At 59.4% G+C, this 20,495-nt stretch carries 19 protein-coding genes and 1 pseudogene; 11 read left to right on the top strand and 9 right to left on the bottom strand.

The features are described 5' to 3' along the window. Window positions 1–204 precede the first annotated feature (204 nt). From rpe to Thiowin_RS18740, 6 genes and pseudogenes are all read left to right on the top strand, one after another. Window positions 205–900: a ribulose-phosphate 3-epimerase gene (gene rpe, locus Thiowin_RS18765; RefSeq protein WP_328984485.1), complete on the top strand. Its 696-nt coding sequence runs from the start codon at window positions 205–207 to the stop codon at window positions 898–900. 43 nt (window positions 901–943) lie between these two features. Continuing rightward, window positions 944–1,633 carry a phosphoglycolate phosphatase gene (locus Thiowin_RS18760; RefSeq protein ID WP_328988123.1) on the top strand — a complete coding sequence of 230 codons (690 nt, stop codon included), beginning with the start codon at window positions 944–946 and terminating at the stop codon, window positions 1,631–1,633. Continuing rightward, window positions 1,630–3,135 (top strand): anthranilate synthase component I, encoded by a 1,506-nt coding sequence (gene trpE, locus Thiowin_RS18755; RefSeq protein WP_328984484.1) that lies wholly within the window; start codon window positions 1,630–1,632, stop codon window positions 3,133–3,135. Before Thiowin_RS18760 ends, trpE begins: the two co-directional genes overlap by 4 nt. Window positions 3,136–3,422: 287 nt before the next feature. Further along, window positions 3,423–4,649 (top strand): HD-GYP domain-containing protein, encoded by a 1,227-nt coding sequence (locus Thiowin_RS18750; protein ID WP_328984483.1) that lies wholly within the window; start codon window positions 3,423–3,425, stop codon window positions 4,647–4,649. A gap of 33 nt (window positions 4,650–4,682) precedes the next feature. Further along, window positions 4,683–4,904, top strand: coding sequence for a hypothetical protein (locus Thiowin_RS18745; protein WP_328984482.1), 222 nt, complete (start codon window positions 4,683–4,685; stop codon window positions 4,902–4,904). 104 nt (window positions 4,905–5,008) lie between these two features. Continuing rightward, window positions 5,009–6,180, top strand: a pseudogene (locus Thiowin_RS18740) (IS3 family transposase); the annotation flags it as partial. 322 nt (window positions 6,181–6,502) lie between these two features. Here the strand turns inward: Thiowin_RS18740 and Thiowin_RS18735 are convergent. The 3 genes from Thiowin_RS18735 to Thiowin_RS18725 form a co-directional block, all read right to left on the bottom strand. Continuing rightward, entirely contained in the window at window positions 6,503–7,348 is an 846-nt protein-coding gene (locus tag Thiowin_RS18735) for a PDDEXK family nuclease (RefSeq protein ID WP_328984481.1), read from the bottom strand. A 251-nt stretch (window positions 7,349–7,599) separates the two neighbouring features. After that, complete coding sequence (locus Thiowin_RS18730; RefSeq protein WP_328984480.1) at window positions 7,600–7,920, bottom strand: hypothetical protein; 321 nt, start codon at window positions 7,918–7,920, stop codon at window positions 7,600–7,602. Beyond that, complete coding sequence (locus Thiowin_RS18725; protein ID WP_328984479.1) at window positions 7,908–8,129, bottom strand: hypothetical protein; 222 nt, start codon at window positions 8,127–8,129, stop codon at window positions 7,908–7,910. The genes Thiowin_RS18730 and Thiowin_RS18725 overlap by 13 nt, the downstream gene beginning before the upstream one ends. 77 nt (window positions 8,130–8,206) lie before the next feature. Between Thiowin_RS18725 and Thiowin_RS18720 the strand changes: the two genes are divergently transcribed. Next, window positions 8,207–9,436, top strand: coding sequence for a radical SAM protein (locus tag Thiowin_RS18720; protein WP_328984478.1), 1,230 nt, complete (start codon window positions 8,207–8,209; stop codon window positions 9,434–9,436). 66 nt (window positions 9,437–9,502) lie between these two features. Here the strand turns inward: Thiowin_RS18720 and Thiowin_RS18715 are convergent, their stop codons facing one another. The 3 genes from Thiowin_RS18715 to Thiowin_RS18705 all read right to left on the bottom strand — a co-directional run bounded on the left by Thiowin_RS18715 (window position 9,503) and on the right by Thiowin_RS18705 (window position 15,195). Beyond that, a complete protein-coding gene (locus Thiowin_RS18715) occupies window positions 9,503–10,006 on the bottom strand; it encodes a hypothetical protein (protein WP_328984477.1) in 504 nt (167 codons plus the stop codon). 70 nt (window positions 10,007–10,076) lie between these two features. Continuing rightward, a complete protein-coding gene (locus Thiowin_RS18710) occupies window positions 10,077–10,982 on the bottom strand; it encodes a diguanylate cyclase domain-containing protein (protein WP_328984476.1) in 906 nt (301 codons plus the stop codon). Between the two features lie 34 nt (window positions 10,983–11,016). Then, entirely contained in the window at window positions 11,017–15,195 is a 4,179-nt protein-coding gene (locus Thiowin_RS18705) for a PAS domain S-box protein (protein ID WP_328984475.1), read from the bottom strand. Window positions 15,196–15,487: 292 nt separating this feature from the next. Here Thiowin_RS18705 and Thiowin_RS18700 point away from each other — a divergent pair, with 292 nt between their 5' ends. After that, window positions 15,488–15,691, top strand: a complete 204-nt coding sequence (locus Thiowin_RS18700) for a hypothetical protein (protein ID WP_328984474.1) — start codon at window positions 15,488–15,490, stop codon at window positions 15,689–15,691. 99 nt (window positions 15,692–15,790) lie between these two features. On the opposite strand, the gene Thiowin_RS18695 is transcribed toward Thiowin_RS18700, so the two are convergent. The 3 genes from Thiowin_RS18695 to Thiowin_RS25440 form a co-directional block, all read right to left on the bottom strand. Continuing rightward, window positions 15,791–16,228: a CoA-binding protein gene (locus Thiowin_RS18695; RefSeq protein ID WP_328984473.1), complete on the bottom strand. Its 438-nt coding sequence runs from the start codon at window positions 16,226–16,228 to the stop codon at window positions 15,791–15,793. A gap of 118 nt (window positions 16,229–16,346) precedes the next feature. Beyond that, window positions 16,347–16,856, bottom strand: coding sequence for a DUF4214 domain-containing protein (locus tag Thiowin_RS18690; RefSeq protein WP_328984472.1), 510 nt, complete (start codon window positions 16,854–16,856; stop codon window positions 16,347–16,349). Beyond that, window positions 16,795–16,986 carry a hypothetical protein gene (locus Thiowin_RS25440; protein WP_408034231.1) on the bottom strand — a complete coding sequence of 64 codons (192 nt, stop codon included), beginning with the start codon at window positions 16,984–16,986 and terminating at the stop codon, window positions 16,795–16,797. The genes Thiowin_RS18690 and Thiowin_RS25440 overlap by 62 nt, the downstream gene beginning before the upstream one ends. 442 nt (window positions 16,987–17,428) lie before the next feature. On the opposite strand from Thiowin_RS25440, the gene Thiowin_RS18685 reads away from it, so the two are divergent. The 3 genes from Thiowin_RS18685 (at window position 17,429) to Thiowin_RS18675 (ending at window position 20,494) form a co-directional block, all read left to right on the top strand. After that, window positions 17,429–17,620, top strand: a complete 192-nt coding sequence (locus tag Thiowin_RS18685) for a hypothetical protein (RefSeq protein ID WP_328984471.1) — start codon at window positions 17,429–17,431, stop codon at window positions 17,618–17,620. 178 nt (window positions 17,621–17,798) lie between these two features. Next, window positions 17,799–19,814 (top strand): cytochrome C, encoded by a 2,016-nt coding sequence (locus Thiowin_RS18680; protein WP_328984470.1) that lies wholly within the window; start codon window positions 17,799–17,801, stop codon window positions 19,812–19,814. Between the two features lie 14 nt (window positions 19,815–19,828). Then, window positions 19,829–20,494 carry a c-type cytochrome gene (locus Thiowin_RS18675; protein ID WP_328984469.1) on the top strand — a complete coding sequence of 222 codons (666 nt, stop codon included), beginning with the start codon at window positions 19,829–19,831 and terminating at the stop codon, window positions 20,492–20,494. Window position 20,495: the final 1 nt, after the last annotated feature.

Genomic DNA, 20,495 nt, shown 5'->3' with positions numbered 1-20,495 from the left:
TCGTTGTTAGCCGCCGCAAGGGGCGTGCGTCAGGGCTGCTCGCACTAGCGCGCGGATGAAAAGCCGGCGGCAATCAGGTAAAGTAGCGGATTCTGATTTGTCCCTGAATGTTTGACGCGAGACCGCGATCTGGCGGTCCGTCGTCTTAATGCCCGCCAATTGCACCCACTCACTCTTACTCCAAATAGCCGCGGAGATCTCGTCATGGCCCCTCTTGCCGATCTGATCGCTCCCTCCATTTTGTCCGCCAACTTTGCCCGGCTGGGCGAGGAGGTCGACAACGTCCTTGCCGCCGGCGCGGACATTGTGCATTTCGATGTGATGGACAATCATTATGTTCCCAACCTGACCATCGGCCCGCTGGTGTGCGAGGCACTACGCAAGCATGGCGTGACCGCGCCCATTGACGTCCACTTGATGGTGAAGCCGGTTGATCGCATCGTTGGTGACTTCGCCGCCGCGGGCGCGACCTATATCACCTTCCACCCCGAGGCCAGCGAGCATATCGACCGCACGCTCCAGCTCATCCAGTCAGAGGGTTGCAAGGCGGGGCTGGTGTTCAATCCGGCCACGCCCCTGGATGCGCTGGAGTATGTGATGGAGCGCATCGACATGATTTTGCTGATGTCGGTCAATCCGGGCTTTGGTGGTCAGAGCTTCATCCCCTCGGCACTGACCAAATTGCGCCAGGCACGTGATCTCATCAAGGCCAGCGGGCGGGAGATTCGCCTGGAGATCGACGGCGGCGTGAAAGCCGATAATATCGGCGAGATCAAGGCCGCCGGGGCTGATACTTTTGTCTCTGGCTCGGGCATCTTCGGCAAGGGCTCGGACAGCGACCCCAACCGCTACGACAGCATCATCGCCAAGATGCGCGACGAGTTGGCCAAGGCCAGCTGAGCAGCGGGCCTTGACGTTTCCCCCTGTTGCCGCCAACCAAGCCATGTTGCCCAACAGCTTTCGCCCCGGCCTGGTGCTGGTCGACCTCGACGGCACCCTGATCGACAGCGTGCCGGACCTGACCTACTGTGTCGATCAAATGATGCACGAGCTTGGGCGCCCACCCCGGGGCGAGCAGGCGGTGCGCAACTGGGTGGGCAATGGCGTCGAACGGCTGGTCTCCCGCGCGCTGGCCGGCTCACTTGATGGCCGGCCCGGTGCCGAGGACTTCGCCCGGGCTTATCCCATCTTTGTCGAGCTTTACGCCCAGCACACCCACCAGAACTCGGTGCTTTATCCTGGTGTGCGCGAGGGGCTCGGCTGGCTGCGCGCCCAAGGGTATCGGCTGGGCTGTGTGACCAATAAGGCCGCCTGTTTTACCGAGCCCTTACTGACCCATTTCGATCTGCGTGGCCTGTTTGAAATCGTCATCAGTGGCGACAGCCTGCCGGAGAAAAAGCCCAGCGCCTTGCCATTGCTGCACGCGGCCGAGCATTTTCGGGTCGAGCCGAGTCAGGCGCTGATGGTGGGCGACTCCATCAGCGATGTGAAAGCGGCGCGCGCCGCTGGCTTTTTCATTGTGTGCATGAGCTATGGCTACAATCATGGCCAGGATATTCGCGACGCCCAGCCGGATGCCGTCATCGACGCCTTGCCGGAACTGGCCGGTCTGCTGGCCCAACAACACCCATGACGCCCGAGCACTATCGCGCCCTGGTGGCCCGGGGCTATAACCGTATCCCGCTGGTTTGCGAGGTCCTGGCCGATCTCGATACCCCGCTGAGCTGCTACCTCAAGCTGGCCGAGGGGCCTTATTCCTATCTGTTCGAGTCGGTGCAGGGCGGGGAGAAGTGGGGCCGCTATTCAATTATTGGCCTGCCGTGCCGTACCTTGCTCAAGGTGTTTGGACGCACTCTGCGCATCGAACGCGATGGCCAGTTGGTCGAGGAGATCGAGACCGAGGATCCGCTGGCCTGGATCGAGTCCTTCCAGCAGCGCTTCCGTGTCGCCGAGCATCCGGAAATGCCGCGTTTTGCCGGTGGTTTGGTTGGTTATTTCGGCTACGACAGTATCCGTTACATTGAGCCACGGCTGCGCGAGTGCCCAAATCCTGATCAGCTTGGCACGCCGGATATTCTGCTGATGCTGTCCGAGGAGGTGGTCGTGTTCGACAACCTGCGTGGTCGCATCTACATGATTGTGCATCTAAATCCGGATGCCGGCGATGATCTCGCCAGCGGCCATGCCCGCATCCAGGCGTTGGTGTCGCGCATGCAGCGCGGCGCGCCCCGGCATCCGACGGAGCAAGCACGGCGCATCAGCGAACAGGATTTTGTCTCTGGCTTCAGCCAGACGGGGTTCGAACAGGCGGTCACGCGCATCAAGGACTATATCCTCGCTGGCGACTGCATGCAGGTGGTGCTCTCGCAGCGGCTGTCCATTCCCTATGGTGCCCGTCCGCTCGACCTGTACCGGGCCTTGCGCGGTCTGAACCCCTCGCCCTATATGTATTTTCTCGACCTCGGCGGGTTCCAGATCGTCGGCTCCTCGCCCGAGATCCTGACCCGGCTCGAGGACGGCGTGGTCACTGTGCGTCCCATTGCCGGTACGCGTCGGCGTGGCTATACCGAGGAGGAAGACCGCGAGCTCGAGGCCGAGCTCCTGGCCGACCCCAAGGAATTGGCCGAACATCTGATGCTGATCGACCTCGGGCGCAACGACTGCGGCCGGGTGGCGGAAGTGGGCTCGGTGCGGATGACCGACCAGATGATGGTCGAACGCTACTCCCATGTGATGCACATTGTCTCCAATGTGACTGGCCAGCTGCGCGCGGGCATGACGGCCATGGATGTGCTGCGCGCCACCTTCCCGGCCGGCACTGTGTCTGGCGCACCCAAGATTCGCGCCATGGAGATCATTGACGAACTGGAACCCGTCAAGCGCGGCATTTACTCAGGCGCCGTGGGTTACATCGGCTTCAATGGCAACATGGACACGGCTATCGCCATTCGCACGGCGGTGATCAAGGATGGTGAGTTGCACATCCAGGCCGGTGCCGGCGTGGTGGCGGATTCAGTCCCGGAGTTGGAGTGGAAGGAAACCATGAACAAGGGCCGGGCCATTTTCCGCGCCGTGGCCATGGCTGAGGCGGGAATCGAACAGCATCCTTGCGTGGGGGATGACGCGCTGGAGTGATCACCCGATCCAAACAGGCCAGTTTGATGGCCACATATCTGATAATCCGAGCGCTGCAGAGTTCAGCTCTGGTGAAACGCGGATTCCAATCCCAAAACCCTGGCGGTGCTGATTGTTGACCTTGAATGACAATAGGTTAGCATCTTTTGCGCGTAAAAAAAACACATAAAAGAGGGAGGAATCCTGGTTAACTGACGAAAAGCAGTGGTTGGAGTTTTAGGTTTTCGTGTAGGATTGGCGACATTGGTTGATGGCGATGACGATCTCTATCCGCCCTCTGGTGTGCAATGATCAAGAAAATCCTTACCGAACAGCTTCGCCCAGGCATGTACATCCATGATCTCAATTGTGGGTGGTTGGACCATGCGTTTCTGAGTAGTAGATTCGCTGTCAAGAATCACGCGGTCATTGCCAAGATTCGTAAGACGGGTGTTAGGGAACTCTATATCGATACCGAGAAGGGTTCGGATGTTGCCGACGCGCGCACCCAGCAGGAAGTCGAGCAAGAACTCGATGACGAGATCGGTGCCATTGTCGAGAATCAAGCCGATGAACTGACCGAGGTTCCATTGCACGAAGAGCGCGCGCGAGCGGAGTGGGTTCTGCGGCAGGCTGTCTCGGTGATCAATGGCCTGATGTCCGATCTTCGCCTGGGTCAGCAGCTCGATCTGGAGCAAACGGCGCCAATGCTGACGGAAATGACGGATTCTATTTTCCGCAACCAGCACGCCTTGCTTGGCCTGCAGCGTATCCGCCGCCGCGACCGCTACACCTTCGAGCATTCCGTGAATGTGGCTGTCTTGATGATCGCCTTTGGTCGTAGTCTCGGCTTGGAACGGGACGTGCTCCATGAGATCGGCACTGGCGCGCTCTTGCATGACATTGGCAAGACGCTGGTTCCAAGCGATATTCTCAATAAGCCGGAGCGTTTGACGGAGCATGAGCTCAAGATCATGCAGGAGCATGTGGAGCACACTGAACGCTTGCTGAATGCCGCGCCCGGTATTTCACCCGCGAGCTTGCAAGTGGCCGCCGAGCACCATGAACGCATGGATGGCAGCGGTTACCCGAACAGGAAAGCTGGTGAGGCCATCTCCCAATTTGGCAGGATGGCGGCCATCGTGGATATCTACGATGCGATAACATCCGATCGTGTCTATCATCAGGGGATGGAGCCGAGCCTGGCGCTGCGCAAGCTGCTCGAATGGAGTCACTATCATGTGGACTCTGAGTTAGTTCAGCACTTCATCCGCTGTGTCGGCATTTATCCTGTCGGAACCCTGGTGCGGCTAGCCAGCCAACGCATCGGCATGGTGATGGAGTCCAATTCCAATCATTTGCTCCAACCGGTGGTGCGCGTTTTTCTCGACGCCAAGCGTCGGCGCTATCTGGATGTGCACGACCTGGATCTATCGGATCCCGCGGCAGCCGGTAACGAGCGGATTCTCAAAGCAGAGCACACATCGGACTGGCCGGCCAATCTCCATGGAATCGCCAAGCTGGCCATTCAATGAACGGGGGGCTTCGATCCTTGCGTTAGCTCACTGGTGCTGCTGCTCGACGAGGTCGATGCCCTGGTCGGCGACACTTTGATCTCGCTGGTCCTTCAATTGCACTCCGGCTACATGCAGCGACCTGCCCTGTCCTTTCCGCACACCTTGGTGCTATGCGGTGCTTCTGATCTGCGTGACTACCGCATCCATGCTCCCTCCGAGTTTGGGCCGATCACCTTCGCCATGATGAGCCTTGATCGATGCCGCCAAGGGTAATGGTATGGGCCAGTGATGGTGTATAGTGGACCCCAATTTTAGGACACTAAATTAAGTTAGTTTTGCCTCATCTGAAGAGACTTGTAAAGACTTGGAGAGAGCAGATGAGTGAGAGACAACGCAAGACCTTCAGTGCCGCTTTCAAGGCCAAAGTAGGCTTGGAAGCGGTACGCGGAGTGAAGACGACTAACGAGATTGCGCAGGATCACGGGGTTCATCCGGTCCAAGTAGGCCAGTGGAAGAAAGCCATCGTGGCGGACGCCGGCAAGCTGTTCGAAGGCCGGCGCGGGCGCAAGAAAGTGGACGACAGTGGCGACGAAGAGCGACTCTACAGCGAGATCGGGCGGTTGAAAATGGAGCTGGACTGGCTGAAAAAAAAGTCCGGGGTGAGCCTGTGAGCGTGCGTCGCGGGTGGATCGACATGGGCGGCCTTGATGATGGCGGGTTAGCGGTCAGTCGCCAATGTGCGCTGCTTGGCGTACATCGCTCTGGAGTGTATGCACACCGCCATGATCGTATTGCCGAGCCGAGCGAACTGGATCAAAAGTTGTTGCGGCTGATTGATGCGGAATACACCAAGAGACCATTTTATGGGAGTCGACGCATGGTTGTGATGCTGCGCGCACAAGGCTATGCGGTCAGTCGCAAACGCGTTCAGCGTCTCATGGGCGTTTTAGGTTTAGCCGGCATGTTGCCTGGGCCTCATACAAGCAAGCCGCATCCTGAGCACAAAATCTACCCCTACTTGTTGCGTGGGCTGGCCATTGTACGGCCCAACCACGTCTGGAGCAGTGACATCACCTATGTGCGACTCGCGCATGGATTTGCCTACCTGGTGGCCATCATCGACTGGTACTCACGACGAGTCCTTTCTTGGAGATTGTCGAACACAATGGACACGGGCTTTTGCATCGATTGCTTGGAGGATGCGCTGCGCCACTATGGGCGCCCGGAGATCTTCAACACCGACCAGGGCGCGCAGTTTACCAGCCTCGCCTTCACCCAGGTGTTGCGTGACGCCGAGGTGGCCATCAGCATGGATGGGCGCGGCAGAGCCCTGGACAACGTCTTCGTCGAGCGTCTGTGGCGCAGCGTCAAATGGGAGGACATTTACCCCAAGGGCTATGAGACGCTCACAGAGCTGTTCATGGGCCTCTCGGCGTATTTCCCCTTCTACAACGGTGAACGCCCTCACCAGGGGCTTGGCTACCGAACGCCGGACGATGTGCATGTGAGCGGCAAAGGAGGTGGTGTCGTGGTTGCTGATCACTTTGGCGATCGCCCGCCAGCGGAGTCGTCGGCTCCGCTACGCTCCGCCGACGACTCCGCTGGCGAAGAACTGGGGCAGCGCCAATCCGCTGCGACTGAACTGGGCGCGCTAACTTAAATTCGGGGGAAAACTGTCCTTGACATGGGGTCCACCTCAGTGTTCGAGCTGGCGTGACACTTTAACGCATCGGCGGGTACGGAGAAGTAACCGCGCGAGCAGACGAACAGTTTATGAATAAAGTCGAACCAGGTAGGTTTGATTGTTAGGTTTGATTCTTTATTGGCGACGTTCGATAGTGCCCGATGGTTCTCAGGCCCACACAAGCCCATCAGGGCGCCAGGCCCGCTTCGCGCAAGCGCGCGAGTAGGCGCTCATTCTCCGCACGGGCCTGCTCGAACTGACGTTCGGCGCTTTCGCGCTCTCGGCGCTCTTGTTCGGCCTGCCGCATGGCCTGCTCGGCCTGCCAAACAGCCTCGTCCAGCGCCGGCAGCCGATCGCCCCTGTACCACAGCCGGACTTTACGGCCTAGCTGCCAGGCCTCGGACGGCAGGACTTCGATCTCCAGTCCTGGAATCGTCTGACTGCGATAGCGCCGATCATCCGGTGCCGGCCATTCCCGGTAGCCGCCGTTGGTGTCATCAAGGCTGAACCAGCGCAGCGCGCGGCTATCCTCGGGTTCGGGATAAAGCAAGAGGAATTCCGGCACGCCGTTCGCGGCGTTTAGCTCGCGCATGCGCACCGTGTCTTTCTGTTCCTTGGCTAGGGTCGCTGTGCTGACTAATTCCACCACGAGGCGGAGTTCCAACGCGGTGATGCGGCTGGGGTCGACCGGCTCCGCCAGGGCGTAGTCGGGGTAAAAGGGCTTTTGCTCGCTGGTCTCCGCGATCCAATACCAGATCGGGTTGTCGCTGAGCACGCGCAGGGCGGCGGCGCTGGCGACTTGACGCAGGAAATTGCCAAAGTCGTGGACCATCTCGGCATGAGCAGTGGATTGAGGCATGTCGAGCTCGTGATCGTAGTAGGGGATGCCGTCGTAGTGCTCGGGTGGATGGGGAAGAGCGCGCAGCCGCGCCCGAGCGGCGCGTATTGCCTCTTGTGGCTCGAACCCGGCGCTGGGTAGGGCGCGGGCTGGCGAGGTTGAACGGGTATGGAGACGCGGTTGAAGCGGGGGCATGGCGAGCTCCTGGTGGGGCGGTTGTTGGCCTGAATAATAACGCAGGCCGCTGCAGCGAGCTTGTTGCGTTGGCCGGCCACAGCAATTCAAAATTTGGGTGTTTCATGTGGTGTCTACTGAGAACCGGGCCGACAACCGGACAGATCTTCCGGCGTGTACGCTGTAAAATTACCGAATAAGCTTTTGATAAAAATGAATAAAAAGCCTAACCCGCGGATGAGCTTACTGACTACATCGCCGTGGTGGCGCTGTTACTGCAGCGCTTTGGCGGTTTGGCGGAGAAAGCGCAGGCCGAGTGCGTCGAGGAGGTTGCATTGCTCCTCATCAGGTTGAATGAGACGCGCATAACGGCAGCCTTTGACCTCGTGGATCAAATAGGTCAATCGACTGAAAGCCACTAATGCATCATCGACTGTCATGGCATGGGGATCCTCATCGAACAGGTCTGGCTGCAAGACGTCCCGATAGCGAAACAAGGGCTCAGAAGAGCACGAATCCGCAGACAAGGTCTGCGCGCTGATGTAGCGCCAACCATCGGCGCTCAGGACCGCTTTGCCCTTCACCTTGAGCATGCCACGATCACCGATGAAGACCACCTCAGCACCAGGCTGGTGGCGATAACCAGCACCAGCAGGAGCTGCAGAATGCGTCCAGGCGCGGCTTCGCGGTCCTTGGGAAGGGTGTTTGCGTCAATGGGTTCATTGACCAGGCGCTGGTAGAGCCCATCATTGGCCGGAAGCCACTGGCCGGAGTGCGATTGTTGCCCCTTTGGGCCAAGCATCTTCAGCACCTAAGGCCGGGTTCACAATGCAACATGCTAAAGTACAGTTAATCTCACACGTCAGTATGGAGAATCCATTGTCTTCCGAACAATTTCCCGCCAACTGGGATGAGAATGATTACCTGCGGCGAAATCCTGATGTCGCGAAGGCTTTGACTGGTACGTCGAGCATCAGGAGCGGCTACGATCATTATGTCCGGTGGGGCCTGTTTGAAAACCGAGAAGGAGGTTGGCGTATCGAGGAAACAGATAGTCAAACCCGCTACTGCCTTGATCCATGGATTTACCAAGAAATCGATCCGAGAGGACGTGTCGCGCCTTGCTGTGTTCACCCACATCTCTTCCCACTGATCGACGATGCCGCCGAACCCGAAAATGTCAGAAACCAAGAATCCCTCCGGGCTTTAAGGCTCAGTCTGCTTGAGGGCAAACTAAACAGATACTGCGCGCAATGCCACATTCGTTCCTGGACATCGACCAAAGTCTTGACCACAGTGCTTTCCAAGTGGCTGCGCGGGAAGCCATCATTGCAAGAATCTGGCCCCCTGCGTCATCTACGAATCGATGTTACCGGGCGTTGCAACTTGCGCTGCACCTACTGCGCGGTCAGTCAGCCAGAATATCTGGGTCACGACATGTCGGAAGAGACTTTCCAGCGCATCATGCGGATGAGTGACATGAATCCGAAGCAAACTCGGATAATGCTCAATGGCCATGGAGAAACCACCTACCATCCCGACTGGATGAAGATGGCCCGGCAACTGCTTGCTGGTGGATTCAAAGTCGATATCCTGTCTAATTTCGCCAAGCCTTTTATCCCCGAGGAGATCGCACTGCTGGCACAAATGAGCGTTATTCAGATTAGCCTGGATACAGTCGACCGTCAGAAATTAAAGAGTATCCGCCGACATGTCAGCCTGGGGACCATACTCACTAACATGCACCAGGTGCGCGCAAAGGCCCGCGCGATCAAGACTAAGCCAGCCTGGAGTCTGAGTTGCGGTGTCTATGAACAATCAGTGCCTGGACTTGAGGACTTGGCTTGGTTTGCAATCGAGGCCGGATTTGCTTCCATCACCTTGTGGAATCTCGTCAGCTATCCGGCCGTGAACCATAACCCCGTGGTAGGTTTGGATCAACTGCCCATTGAGCAAGCTCTGGCAATGAAACAGGAGGTGCAAAGAGTGGTGCAACTGCTGCGGAATCACTCCGTGGCGGTCGAAGTGGCAGGCAATTTTCTTGAAAACACACATCCGGACTCGGCCTGCCATTCCCCTGACAGTCTGACGAGTGAGCCCGCGGCCTAAAGATCCAGTGTTGGTTCGACAGTTGTCGCCACTTGTTGTCTGAGTGAATAGAGAATGTACAAGAAGCTAACGGACCGCCGGCCAGGGTCCCCGCCGCAACCGGGGGCGACAACGATCAGGCAAGGGAATCCGCTCTCCGATCCAGGTTTGCGCCCGCGCCAGATGCCCACCCGAGACCGCTGGGCAGTCCCGCGCTAAGCCTGCTTTTACCAGCATGGGCTCGAGTTCGCTGCCATTCGGCAGCCAGCAACGACCAGAGAAGGTCGTGCGCTGCCCTCGGCGACAGATGCGGCAGCTTAGCTTCTGTTGAAGCGTGAGCGCCTGTAAATAGTCGCGTGCCGCCGCACCCGCGGGCGTCGTCGCCGGTGCAACCGCGATGCGATCTAGCATCACGCGCCCGGCATGTCCCTGAAGGCTATGACCATCTGGCACCCGTGTGACTACTATTTCGATGTCTTCCTGGCACCACCAATGGCGTACCAACCCAATCACCGCGAGGCCAATCAGCGCCAGCGCCAGTGCGGGACCACGCAGGAGTCGTCTCCAGACAGAATGAATGGGCAATGGCATAGTACCTGGCTGATTTTGAGGCTAGCCTTTTCAACATACCCAGGATGCCCCCAGCCCAGTGCTAAGTTTGTCAAACCGAAACCTCATGCAGTCGGTTGCGGCCGCTGCGTTTGGCTTCGTAGAGGGCGTTATCGGCGGCTTTTAGCAGGGCATTAGGTTTGTTCGAGTCTGGTTGGGTAGCGGCGACTCCGAGGCTGACGGTGACGCGATCCGCGGTGTCTGAATGGGCATGTGGCAGGTTGCGCGTGAACACCGCGGCCCGGGCCCGTTCGGCCGTGGCGCGGGCGCCCGCTTGATCGGTGTTGGGCAGCAGGAGAACAAACTCCTCGCCACCGTAGCGGGCGATGGCGTCACCCGGGCGTTGCAGGCTGTTTTTAATGGCGTTGGCAACCTCGCGCAGGCAGTCGTCGCCGGCGCCGTGACCGTAGTTGTCGTTGTAAGCCTTGAAATGGTCGACATCAAGCATGACCAGCGCGAGCCAATGCTGTTCGCGGCGCGCTCGCAGCCACTCCTGCTCCAGCAATTGGTCGAAGCGGCGCCGGTTGGGGATGTAGGTCAGGCCGTCGATCAGGGCCAGTTCCTCGAGCAGATCGGTCTTGAGCTTGAGGTTAATGTGGGTTTTGACTCGGGCGCGCACCACCGGCAAGTGAAAGGGCTTGGGGATGTAGTCCACCGCACCCAGGTCGAGGCCGTATGCCTCGTCATCGACACTGGTCTTGGCGGTGACAAATACAATGGGAATGGCGCTGGTGGCTGGGTCGGACTTCAACTTTTGGCACACCTCGTAGCCGTCCATGCCGGGCATCATGATGTCGAGCAGGATGAGATCTGGCGGCTGGTCGGAGCGTGCAATCTCAAGCGCCTTGCTGCCGTGATTGGCCACGCGGATGCGGTATTCTGATTTTAGCGCTTCGGCTAGAAGCTGGATGTTCGCCGGCACGTCGTCGACGATTAATATAGAAGCTTGTTGCGTCATCGATCACTGTTGGTCGCTTGGGAGAATTAAGTGGCTAGTGAGGAGACCGCGGCTTGCGCCGGCTTGCCGAGGGGAAGGCCGGGGTGAGGCTGGCTAGTGTATCAGCGGCGGTCTCGTAGTCGAATGAATCCAGTGCCTGCTCGACGCGAGCGAGGATGCGCAAGGCGGCTGGGCTGGCGTCCTTGCGCAGGGCGCCGAGCAGACCTGGGGGGACGTACTCATTATCGGCAAGTAACTGGCGCAGCTTGGCCAATTGTTCGGAATCGATGCCTTGGGCGTTGTCTGGATTGATGTCGGGCGCGGAATCCTGATGAGCCAAGGGACTTTGCGCGGTGGCATCGGGTACTGCTTGGGCTGTCTTGATCCAGCGCGTCAAGGCTTCGACCAGGCGGGTCGGGATAATGGGCTTGCCCAAGTGATCGTTCATGCCGGCGGCCAGGCAGCGCTCGCGGTCGGATTCCAGGGCGGCGGCCGTGAGCGCGATGATGGGCACATCCGCATTGCGGGCGCGAATGGCCTCGGTGGCCGCATAGCCGTCCATCAGCGGCATTTGCAGGTCCATCAGCACGGCGCCGAAGTCCTCTTGCAACGCCAGGTCGACTGCCTCGCGGCCATTGTTGGCCAGAGTGACCGATGCGCCAAGCTGGCGCAGGATGCCCTCGGCGACCATTTGATTGATGCGATTATCCTCGGCCACCAGGATTCTGACGCCTTGCAGCGGGGAGGTCATCCGTGGGTTCTTGTAGACGGAATGGGGCCGTTCTTGGCACTGGCTTTGCGTCACATTGGCGATGGCATCGAAGAGTGCCGAGGGGGTGACCGGCTTGGTCAGCAGGCGCGGCAGTTCGGCGTTCTCGGCACGCGCGAGGAGTTGGGCCTGCTCGACGCTGCTTACCATGAGGACCACGGGGGTGGGCGGATCGCCAATGGCGCGCGGCGGCGGCGGGCCGTCGGCCGGCATCGGGTCCGCGGCAACCGGACAGAAGCGACATTCCAGACACTGCTTGGCTTCCAGCAGGACCAGGTCCACCGGCTGACCTGCCGCCGCCGCCCGGGCAATGGCCTGACGGGCGCCAGGGCAGTTGCTGGCTTCGAGCAGCGTCATGCGCCAGGATTGCAGAATCTCGGCAAGCAACTGGCGCGCGGCCGGGCGCTTGTCGACGATCAGAATGCGGCATTGGTCGATGTTATGCGGTGGCGCGCCAATGCGCGCGGCGGCGCGCTCTGGCATGTCAAACCAAGCATGAAAACAAAAAGTGCTGCCCTGATTGGGGGTGCTGCGCGCCTTGATGGTGCCGCCCATCAGCCGCACCAGACGCTGGCTGATGGTCAGGCCGAGCCCGGTGCCGCCATAGCGACGGGTGATGGAACCATCGGCCTGGGTAAAGGCCTGAAACAGCTTCTCGACGGTGTCCGCGGCCATGCCGATGCCGCTATCCTGCACGCTAAAGCTGAGTTCTATGCGATCCTCGCGCTCGCTCACCACCCGAATGGCTAGTTCCACCTGGCCTTGTTCGGTGAACTTGACTGCGTTGCCAACCAGGTTGTTCAGTACCTGACCAAGCCGCATGGGGTCGCCAATCAAGTGACGAGGCACCTCGGGGGCAATGCGATAAAACAGATCCAGCCCCTTGGCCTCGGCCGCGGCTTGAAACAGCGCGGTCAGCTGTTCGAGCAGATCCTCGAGCCGAAACTGAGTCTGTTCGAGCCTGACCCGACCGGCCTCGATCTTGGAGTAGTCGAGAATGTCGTTCAAAATACCGAGCAGCGCGCGCGAGCTGTGGCGGACTTTCTCCAGATAATCGCGCTGGCGCTCATCGAGTGGGGTGCCCAGGGTGAGTTCGGTCAGCCCAATCACGGCATTGAGCGGGGTGCGGATCTCATGGCTCATGTTGGCCAGGAATTCGCTCTTGGCGCGATTGGCGGCCTCGGCGACCTCCTTGGCGGCGAGCATAGCCGCCTCGCTGGCGCGGCGCTCGGTGAGATCCAGTACGTGATTGACGGTCAGCGTCAGGCGCCCTCGCTCGTCGCGCACCGCCGAGGAGTTGAGCAGGATGGGCACGCTGTGGCCGTCCTTGTGGAGATAGCGCTTGTCGAGCTGGATTTGATCAGTCGCGCCGCTGACCAGTTGCTCCAGCGCGCTGAGATCAGCCGGCAGATCATCGGGGTGAGAGATGGACTGGAAGTCGCGCGCCAGGAGTTCCTCGGCGCTGTAGCCGAGGATGTCGCACAAGGCCTGGTTGACTTGCAGCCAGCGGCCTTCGCCGTCGACCAGCGCCATGCCGTTGGGAGCGATCTCGAAAGCACCGCGAAAGCGTGCCTCCTCGCGCGCCATGCGCTCCTCGGCCTGGCGGGCGTCGGTCACGTCCCAGTTGCAGCCGATCATGCGGGTGGGCTGCTGGCCCGCGTCGAACAAAGGGCGCGCGGCAACCCGCAGCCAGCGTGTCTCGCCCTGGCGCAGGATGCGGAATTCGGTATTGAGTTCCTCGCCCGATTGCAATGACTCAGCCACCAGTCGCTCCATGCGCGGGCGGTCCTCGGGATGCAAAGCGAACAGCCAGCGGGCGTAATTCTCCTCCCCATTGCCGAGCGGCACGCCGTAGAGCTGGTACATCTGATCGTTCCACGCCAGGCGCTTGGCGACCAAGTCGCACTCCCAGATGCCAATGCCGCCGGCGCTGGTGGCGAGCATCAGGCGTTCGTTCAGGGCGCGTAGTTCGGTGACGTCGCGGAACATGGCGTAGAGCACTTTCTGTTCGTTGACGACCGCGAGCTGCACCGAGACGATGATATTCAGCACCCGCCCATCACGGCAGCGGTGGCGCGTCTCGAAATCATCGCGCCCGCTTTGGTGAATGCGCTGGATGTGTGCCTCAACCGCCGCGGCATCCTCGTTGGACTCGTAGTCAGCGATGCGCAGCCGGGAGAATTCCTCGGCGCTGTAGCCCAGACGTTCGTGGGCGACACGGTTGAAATGCAGTGGCAGGCCGGTTTCGGGGTCGAGAATCACGATGCTCTCGGGCGACATCTCGAAGAAGGCGCGCAGCCGTTCCTCGGATTGGCGCAGTGCCTCGTCAGCCTGTTTTTGATCGGTGATGTCGCGATTGAGTCCGCGATAGCCGTGCACCTCGCCCTGGTTGTCGAAGATGGGCATCCCCGAGAAGGCGAAGCAGCGCCGGCCGCCTTGTTTGGTTCTGAGCCAGTTCTCGTGCCGACCGAGGGGGCGGCGTTCGGCGCGAGCCTGCTCGAAAATAGGACGGACGCGTGCCTCCTCGTGCTCATCCATGAACACAAAGGGCGTGTTGCCCAGAAGTTCCGCCTCGGTGTGGCCGAGCAGCGGCTCGACTTGGCCAGCGACATAGCAAAAGCGCCCCTCGCGGTCCACTTCCCAGATGAAATCCGCTGTGCTGGCGATGATGTCCTGCAGCCGCTCCTCGCTTTCCGACAGCCGGCGCAGGGCCGTGTGGCGATCAGTCAGGTCTCGCTGCACGCCAAAGTGCCCGAGAATGCGTCCCTGGTGGTCATACAGACAGCGGTAATCGCCCTCGATGAAGATGGGCGTGCCGTCAAAGCGGCGCTCGTCGGTCTCGGTGTGCAGCCGACCTGTGTCGAACAGTCTCCGCCACTGGCGTCGCCCTTCCGCCGGATCATGCGCAAAAAAGTCCACCGGACGCAGGCCGATCAGCTGCTCCGGGCGCGCGGCATACTGGCGGCACATGGCGTCGTTGACATGGGTGATGCGCTGGCGCTCGAAGACCTGCTCGAGCACACGCTCTTTATCCACGCTGTCATCCCAGCGCAGCGGCTCGTCGAGCATCATGAAGAACAGGCCATCGAGCGACTGCTCGAACAGCATGGCCAGATGGCGTGGGTCGAGGTTGGTGGGTAGTTCGGAACCAGGAGTGCCAGGCTCGGTCGGCAGTGCGCACCAGCGTCCGTCAGCTTGCTGCGAAAAAGCGCCGGCATCGCGCAGCACAGCGCAGGTTTCAGCGCAGAACTCAGTCGGCAAGCCAAAGGATTCTGCCAGCGTCTGGCTGGTGAGGCCGGGATTTGCTAGCACGAATTGATGCAGTGCGCGCTGCAGGGGGGTGTGCGCGGACGAAAAGGCCAAGCGGGTGTCGGCAGGCGGAGCCTTGGCGCCGGGGGATGGCGGTGTTTTGGTGGCGGAATTCATGAACTGGGTGAAGCCCTTACCATGAAATAGCAGAATCACGATCTGCGTAAAAGCGAGGTAATTGGCCAGATTGTCAGCTCAATCACCCCACGGCTGCGCAAGGATAACACGGCGTGCCGATTCCGAACGGACGCGCGGCGCGTCAAGGGGGCGACTGTTAGACACCCCCCCTCAGGGCATAATCCTAGAAAGAGCAGATGTTCACTTAGTTCTATTATGTTAGGGTTCGTTTTTCTTATGTAACTGATTTACAAGGCCTGGGGAAATTGCGTGCCCGCCATGTGGTTCTGCAGCCTTCCGATTAGCCCCTGGTAGCACCCAGGCCAGTTGAATGCCGACCGAATTGATATCGTACAAAGTTGGTGAAGATATATTGCAGAGTGATGGTGCCAGCAATGGCTTCAATCGCGAGGAAGGCGACGATGCCAAGCGCCGTGTTGGCAACCCGGGCATCCGATCAGCGTCGCGCATGCGCGGCGGTGAAGCGCAGCGCGAAATCTTCCAGCGTCTCGTTTGCCGCCCACTGGTTGTATAACGCTTTGCCGGGATAATCGGATTATGAGGGCGCATGGCTTCAGTCCAGATTCTAGCCTCCATGCACCTTCATCATCTCTACTGTCGCAGTCGCGCGTGCCTAATACTTGCCCAGTGCCTTCATGATCATTTGATGAATGCTGTGGTAGGACAGGCCGGGCTTGAGGTACATCACCGCGCAACTGCCGGTGCGCAAATTGATCCCGTGCTGTTTGGCGAGGGCGGACGCCTCTGGGGTATCTTGGCCCATGTGGATCCAGACGTGCTTGATGCCGGCCTCAGCCGCGCGCGCGACCCAGTCCTTGGTGTCAGTCCTAGGGGCTTCGATAATCACCGCTTCGACCGGCTCGGGCAGGGCGCTAAAATCCGGGTAGGCTGGATCACCGTCAATCTGCCGAGCGCTGGGATCAACGGCCAGTGCCTGTTTGCCGAGCCTTTTCAGCCCACGGTAGCTGAGCAGAGGAAAGGGTTTGATTGCTGAATGACCGACAACGGCGTAGCGATTAAAGTCGAAAAAGTTGTGGTAATTGGAAGCCATAAATATGTCTCAGTCGAATCTGCGGCTCTAAGGGTCTGCGGCTGTAAACCATTGAGGCCTATTCCCATGGTGTGCGTCGTATCGGCGTGGCCTTTGATGGCAGCATCTAAGCTTCGGATCACAAGAACCAGTCGTCTCCCACCTGATATAGTGTATCCACGTAGGCCGCCTGACTGCGATTTTCCGTGCTATCAGCAAAGAACATCAAGACCTGTTCTCGAGCAAGCCCTTGCCGCGCCATCGCCTCTTCCCAATAGGCGAAACCCGCCGCGTCGGGCAGTCTACCCAAAACATTTTCGCACATTACGGTAATGAACCGTTGCGCCGACATCAGGTCGTCGTCACCATAGCGGTTTGTGAATTCCGGCGAATCAAGAAAAGCACCGGCGATTACCTCGAACGGCATGCCGTTCGCACGCTGATCGATCCAGAAATTCAAGCCATGGACTTCCGGATCTCTACCCAGACCCGCACTATAGAGCAGCGCGACATTCGTTGCCTCCGCCCGCGTGATACCAACACCTGGATAGCCACCAACGCTTCCGTTGGGTGCTGCAATGCTCAGGCTATATGATGGAAGTGATATCTCCTCGTGGATCGACTCTGACGGTATAGGTCTCATCAGCATTGACACTGTAGGTTATCGTATCTCTTGTGCTGCTACCGGTCGATGCTTTTACTTCAGTTCCGTTGCTGTCATACAAACGCAAATATACTATTCCAGTTGAACTTGATACGGTTAGTCCTGAAAGATCGATCGAGACTGTTCCATTTCCCGATGATGTAAACCGGTAGTAGTCATTGACTACATCGACATGGCCGGTGATTGTCGCTTTATCATTACTGTCAAACTTTACGAATTCAGCGGAGCTGATGCTATTTCCGGCATCACCGATATTTGCCCCATTGACGTAGTCCTCAGCATCATGAACGCTAAGGTGATAGTTCGCGGTGACAAAATCGACTGGATCAACTTTGACGAAAAAAGTCTCGCCAGCATTAACACTCTATGTTAGGTGTGCGCCCGCTGAAAAATTAGATACATCGCTGTCTACTTGATCTCCGTTGCTGTCATACAGTCTCATATAGACAAGGTCATATGTTCCGAGGCCAGTTAACCCCGTCAGTTCGATTGAGACAGTTCCGCTCCGTTGTGATGTGAAACCATATGTATCATTATCCCCAGCGATATGACCGGTGATGGTCGCATTGCCATTCAGGGCCGCCGGGGCGGAGAATTTACAGAAGATCGGGCTGGATGGCAACGCCATGCGCAAGCACGAAACGGTGGTTGAGTTCGATCACGGCCTCTTGGTCTTTCCGCGCCTGACCCGCGGCCTTGAGTCCCCGGTTGTCGGGATCACCATACCAGCCGATTGCCAGCCAAGGTGACCTAAACAGATCTCAGAACGACAGGGAATCTGGGGACTCTGGGGACTCTGGGGCCAACAGGAGCACCGCCGACTCAGCACCATTTCCTTAACCACAATTAAAATGCTAGATTGACAATCATCAAGGGGGCCGCACAAGAGCCAGCCAACGACATGACAACAACGATGGAGGAGTAACGATGCCCAGACGCATCGAGATAAACCGCGTGGTCCGTCTGTGGGCAGCGCTCCTGGGGTTGATCCTCTCCCCCGCTGTCTTCAGCACCGCGACCAGCAACGCCACGCCTGAGCCAGTTGGAATACCACTGATGCCAGATGGCGAACTCATGATCGACCATTTCGATCCCGAGACTGGCAAACGCATCATCCCCAACGAACGCTGCCTGACCTGTCATGGCGACCAAGAACATCGCACCGATGTGCGCGACGATGGCTCGCCAGTGGAGATCTTTGTCAACAGCCAGCAGATCAAGGACAGCGTCCATGGCGGGCAGCAATGCACCAGTTGCCATGTCACCATTGACCGGGTTCCGCATCGCAAGGCGCCAGCGGTCATCGTCGGCTGCATCGAGTGCCACCGGGACACTTGGGAAGCGCACAAGGATGATCCGGATGACAAGTACGCGCGTCTTGAGATCGTCAACCAGCAAATCGACAACTTCATGCACTCGGTCCATGCCCAGCCGAGCGAACTGGACCAGTCGCGCACCAACGCCACTTGCTACGACTGCCACGATGGGCACAATATCGGCGAGCTAGGCAGCATCCAGCGCGCCGAGCACCGACTGAACAACCCCGAGATCTGTGGGCGCTGCCACGAACAGGCGCTGGCGGATTATCGCACCTCCGATCACGGCAAAGCGGTGATGGAGGAAGGCGACAGCGAGGCGGCCGTCTGCTCCGATTGCCACACCACCCACGAGATCGCCGCCTCCGCGACCGACAAGGCCCAGTGGCAGATCACCGAGAACTGCGGGAACTGTCACCAAGAGGCCCAGCGCACCTATTTCGCGTCCTATCACGGCCAGGTGCATCGCCTGGGGTACACCGAGGCGGCTAAGTGCCACGACTGTCATGGCGGGCATCTGGTCAAGAACGAGGATGACCCGACCTCGGAAATCCACGCCAACAATCGGCTGGAAAACTGTCGCGCCTGTCATAGGAACGCCAACCGGAATTTCCTCGGCTTCTGGCCGCATGGCGATGCCGAAGATCGGGAAAATTACCCGGATCTGTGGGCCTTCAAAACCTTCATGGATATTCTGATCTTTTCTGTCATGGGCTTTTTCTGGGTCCATGTGCTCCTGTGGCTGTACCGCGAAATCATGGATCGCCGCCAGGGCAAAGGTTTCAACGAGGACTTGAGCCAGCCGGATGTGGTCTATTTCCGCCGCTTCCCGCTGGTGTGGCGCTGGATTCACTTCCTGTTCGCCATCGCCACCATGACGCTCATCCTGACCGGCACCACGCTGCTGTTCTCGCATACCGCCTGGGCCAAGGCGGTGGTGGAGTTCCTCGGCGGCATCCGGATGGAAGCGATCATTCACCGCACCGCCGCCATCATCTGGTTGAGCATCTTCATCCTGCATCTGGTGCTGGCCTGGCGCAATATCCGCCGCAACCGCGCGACCTTCAAGTGGTTCGGCAGTACATCGATGCTGCCGAACTTAAAGGACCTCAGGGATCTGCGCGACATGTTCAAATGGTTCCTCGGCTGGGGACCGCGGCCGCGGTTCAACCATTGGACCTACTGGCAGAAGTTCGACTATTGGGCGCCCTTCTGGGGTGCCACTGTGATCGGCCTCTCCGGTTTGGTGCTCTTCATGCCGGGGATCACCTCGCTCATCCTGCCGGGCTGGAGCTTCAACATCGCCAACCTGGTGCATGCCGAAGAGGCGCTGCTGGCGGCCATTTTCCTGAACTCGGTGCACTTCTTTAATGTGCATTTCCGCCCCGAGCGCTTCCCGATGAGTACCGCCATCTTTACCGGCGTGATTCCCATTGATGAGTTCAAGCACGACCACCGGCTCGAATACGACCGGCTGGTGGAAGCCGGTGAGCTGGAGAAGCATCTGGTACAGCGCCCGTCGCGACGCGTCTCACTGGCGGCCTCCTTCATCACCACCGTGCTGATCATGACCGGCCTGGTCTTGCTCACCCTGGTGCTGATTGGCCTGGTCACCGCGCCGAACTGAGGGGGATGGAGACAATGAACAAGAAAAACACCACCATGCCAGCGTCTGTTCGCCAGCTGCTGCTGCTCGCCTGTGCTCTGCTACCGGCGACCGCCGCCGCCGGGCCAACCGGGCCAACCGGGCAGGCACTGGCCTTCACCTGCGCTGGCTGCCATGGCACCGATGGCTCCAGCGTCGGCCCTTCCATGCCGGCCATCGCCGGGATGGACCCGGAGGTCTTTGTCGATGCCATGCGGGCCTATCGCGAGGACCAGCGCAATCCCAGCATCATGAACCGCATCGCCAAGGCTTACAGCGATGAGCAACTCGAAGCCATGAGCTGGTTCTTCGCCAGCCAGCGCTTGCGGGTGTTCCCGCAGGAGTACGACGCCGCCCTGGCGGCGCGCGGTGTGGATCTGCACCAAGCGTATTGCGAAAAATGCCATGAAAACGGCGGCCTGCCCGGCGATGCCGGCACCCTGGCCGGGCAGTGGATCCCCTACCTCGAATTCACCATGGAGGACTTTCTCAATGGCAAGCGCCAATGGCCGCGCAAGATGAAGCGCAAGGTCGATGCCGCCATTGCCGAGGCCGGGGACCAGGCCATCCCGGCGCTGGTCAATTACTACGGCAGCCAGTCATCGACCGCTGCCACCGGTGCCACCGGTGCCACGGGTGTGAGCGCGGATCAGGAGCAATGAG

Origin of the sequence: Thiorhodovibrio winogradskyi (genome assembly GCF_036208045.1) — a bacterium.
Lineage (GTDB): Bacteria > Pseudomonadota > Gammaproteobacteria > Chromatiales > Chromatiaceae > Thiorhodovibrio > Thiorhodovibrio winogradskyi.
Note: the sequence above shows the minus strand (reverse complement) of the source record. Positions and strands in the feature narration are given on the sequence as shown.